Origin of the sequence: Moorena sp. SIO3B2 (assembly GCF_010692525.1) — a bacterium.
GTDB classification, from domain to species: Bacteria; Cyanobacteriota; Cyanobacteriia; order Cyanobacteriales; family Coleofasciculaceae; genus Moorena; species Moorena producens.
This window is the reverse complement of record NZ_JAAHHE010000519.1, coordinates 1-3,598: the sequence shown is the minus strand read 5'-3', so window position 1 is coordinate 3,598 and position 3,598 is coordinate 1. Positions and strand designations below refer to the sequence as shown.

Here is a 3,598-nt window from a genome sequence, read left to right as displayed (position 1 = left end):
GGAATCGGAGCTTCACCACCGGTTAGACCCAAAGAGTCCAGCATAGCGTGGTCTTGCTCTGGTGGCTGTCCCAGAGTGGTGAGGTAGTGTCCAATCAGCATAGCATTGATTCCGGATTTTAGCCCTTTTGCCTGCAATTCACCCATCACGGCTTCTCGCCCACCAGCATAGCGCAGGATTTGCTCAGGTAGGATCATCCGGAAAATTGCGATCGCTTTTAGTGCTTCATAGGGGTCTAGCTTCCCAGATTCTCCCAAAGGGGTTCCAGACCGAGGATTGAGCAAGTTCAGGGGTACTGATTCCACCTTTAACTCCCCCAGGGCTAGAGCTAAATCCACTCGGTCTTCCCAGCTTTCTCCCATGCCCATAATGCCACCAGTGCAGGCTTGAATCCCAACTGCTTTCAAGTTCTGGATCGTCTCGACGCGATCGCGCCAGCTGTGAGTAGTGACAATTTCTGGGAAAAACCGCTCTGAGGTTTCTAAGTTGTGGTTGTAGCGAGTTACCCCAGCTTCTTTCAGGGCTTGGGCTTGTTCCGAGGTCACTTCTCCCAAAGCACAGCAAGGCTTAATGCTGGTTTCGGCAATAATCTCCCGTACCGTTTCCAGAATTTGTTCAAACTCTTTCGATTTAGGACTACTGTACTTTGGTCCACGTCCCTGACTCACTAGGCAAAAACGTTTGGCTCCAGCCGCTTCAGCTGCCTTAGCTTGAGCCATAATCTCTTGCTTAGACTTAAGACCATAGATCGGGGAATCAACGCCAGGATGGTGAGCCGACTGGGCGCAGAAGCCACAGTTTTCTGAGCAGCCGCCAGATTTGATATTGACGATACTACACAAATCCACCGTATTACCACAGCAGGCTTGGCGCACTTTGTCAGCTGCTTGGCACAGCAGCAATATATTATCCTGCCCTTCCAGTTTGGTCAGGGCTAAGGCTTGCTCTCTAGTAATGCGATCGCCTGCAATAATCCCCTTCGTTAGCTTTTGCAGCCACTCATTCAAGGATGCTGGGGATGTTAAGCATTTTTCTGGTGTACTTGCTAGTGTACTTGCTGGTGTATTTGATAAACCTACAGATAGACCTACAGCAGTTGACAAAGGTGCTTGAACCACAGTATCTCCCACGTATATCAGCTTTAAAGGCACCCTTCACTATACCACCTTAGAGTAAGTTTGCTAGTGAAACCTACTACACCAACTATAAATTTAACCTTTTCTTAATTAAAATTTAACCCAAAGCTTAACCTAGTCTTGATGATGGAGCGCTACACTCCGGCTGTGACGCCTAAAATAATTAAGCCAATTCCATGTTGTCTCAAAAGAATTCTTTATTGTCAATAGCATTAATCACAACCTTAGGTGTTGGGATTACATCCTGTGGTGGTTCAGCCCCCACAGCTCAAGTTAAGGTAGATGGTTCCAGTACAGTATTTCCCATCTCTGAGGCAATGGCGGAAGAGTTCCAGAAAGCCAATCCGGAAATCCAAGTTACCGTCGGTGTCTCTGGTACTGGTGGTGGATTCAAGAAATTTTGTGCTGGAGAAACAGATATTTCCAACGGCTCCCGTCCGATCAAAGAATCAGAAATAGAGCTTTGCAAGAACGGAGGAATTGAGTACATCGAATTACCCATCGCCTTTGATGGACTATCTGTGGTAGTTAACAAAGACAATAACTTTGCTAGCTGCCTAAAAACTTCTGAACTCAAAAAAATCTGGGAACCAGCAGCTCAAGGCAAAATCAACAACTGGAATCAAGTTCGTCCTGGTTTCCCCAATCAAAAACTAGGACTTTATGGTCCAGGAACTGACTCCGGAACCTATGACTACTTTACGGGAAAGACGGTTGGTAAAGACAAGGGCTCTCGGGGCGACTATACCGCTAGTGAAGATGACAATTTGATTGTCCAAGGGGTATCTACTGATAAGGGTGGACTAGGATTCTTTGGTTACGCCTACTACGAAGAAAACAAAGATAAACTCAAACTGGTACAGATTGATGGAGGAAGTGGTTGCGTTGCCCCTAGCACAGCAACTATTGCTGATGGGACTTACAAACCTCTATCTCGCCCAGAGTTTATCTACGTCAAGAAAGAGGCTGCAACTCGACCTGAAGTTAAAGCCTTTGTAGACTATCAGTTGGCAGCAGCAAATGCCAAATTAATCTCAGAAGTTGGCTATGTGCCCATGCCAGAAGACATTATGATGCTGGTGAGAAAGCGCTTTAGCGACGGCAAAGTCGGGACAGTATTTTATAATGCTCCTAAAGGCTCCAAAGTGAAACAGCTATTAGAGAAGTAAATAATAGTCAAGGATGTCTTAAAGACTTAAGGATGAACGATGAAGGCTGAAGGCTAGAAACAACAAAGTGGCTAAGTCACGCAGTCACCTTAATAGATATCAGCCGTACATCTATAAGTAGAATTATTTCATTCCTCACACTTGATTCCTCACACTTAATTTCTCACAATTGAGCTTTCATCCTTCATCCTTTATCCTTTATCCTTGGCACTGCATCCTACCGTAAGATAACGCTATCAAGCGAACACACTTGATCCTTAAGACTTAATACTTTCCCAATGACTACCAATCCGTCATCTTTTGAGTCATCAGACTCTGAGATGTTTCGACCAAACCGGCAGTTAAACAAGCGGTTAGAACTGGTAGTAAAAATAGTTTTTGCTACCTTTGCCTTTGTTTCTGTGGCAACTACCATCGGAATTGTTCTAACCCTAATATTTGAAACAGTAGCATTTTTCCAAGAAGTATCACTCTGGAAATTCCTGACTGATACAGCATGGACTCCCTTGTTTGCTAATCCCCAGTTTGGCATTTTTGTGCTGATTAGTGCCACCTTCCTGACCTCTGTAATCGCGCTGATGGTGGCATTACCTTTGGGATTGCTGGCAGCTATCTGCTTGAGTGAATATGCATCTCCTGGTATCCGTCGCTGGCTCAAACCTGCCCTAGAAATATTAGCAGGGGTTCCTACGGTGGTATTTGGTTACTTTGCCCTGATGCTAGTTAGCCCCTTCTTAAAAACATTTATTCCCGGATTACAAGGATTCAATGCCTTAAGCGCTGGGATTGTTTTAGGTATTGCCATTATTCCCATGGTAGCTTCCCTCAGTGAAGATGCCATCTATGCTGTACCCAACAGTTTAAGACAAGGTGCTTATGCCTTGGGGGCAACTAAACGAGAAACCATCATCGGAGTAGTAATACCAGCAGCATTATCTGGAATTGTTGCTTCCTTCGTACTAGCGGTTTCCCGTGCTGTGGGTGAAACCATGATTGTTAGCATTGCTGCTGGTCAAAATCCCACCTTAGGACTAAATCCCCTAGTACCAGTGATGACAATGACAGCCTATATCGTTCAGGTCAGCTTAGGAGATACACCAGCAGGTTCCCTAGCCTACAAAACTATTTTTTCTGTAGGTATGACCCTGTTCTTACTGACCTTAGCTCTAAATATCTTTAGCTTTTGGTTTGTCCGTCGCTTTCGGGAGAAATACGACTAATGGCACAAGACCTAAAACCTCTAGGAGACGATTCCCCAGGTTACTTCAACCTCGCGCTACCCAAGCGCTACAA

At 45.2% G+C, this 3,598-nt stretch carries 3 protein-coding genes; 2 read left to right on the top strand and 1 reads right to left on the bottom strand.

What is annotated here, in order from left to right; translation table 11 throughout:
• Positions 1 to 1,118, bottom strand: a 1,118-nt coding sequence (gene bioB, locus F6K38_RS37270) for a biotin synthase BioB (RefSeq protein ID WP_287360042.1), incomplete at its 3' end; no start/stop codon positions are given.
• Positions 1,119 to 1,312: 194 nt separating this feature from the next.
• Between bioB and F6K38_RS37265 the strand changes: the two genes are divergently transcribed.
• Positions 1,313 to 2,305, top strand: coding sequence for a PstS family phosphate ABC transporter substrate-binding protein (locus tag F6K38_RS37265; RefSeq protein ID WP_287360040.1), 993 nt, complete (start codon positions 1,313 to 1,315; stop codon positions 2,303 to 2,305).
• Positions 2,306 to 2,583: 278 nt separating this feature from the next.
• Positions 2,584 to 3,525: a phosphate ABC transporter permease subunit PstC gene (pstC, locus tag F6K38_RS37260; protein WP_287360039.1), complete on the top strand. Its 942-nt coding sequence runs from the start codon at positions 2,584 to 2,586 to the stop codon at positions 3,523 to 3,525.
• Positions 3,526 to 3,598 lie beyond the last annotated feature (73 nt).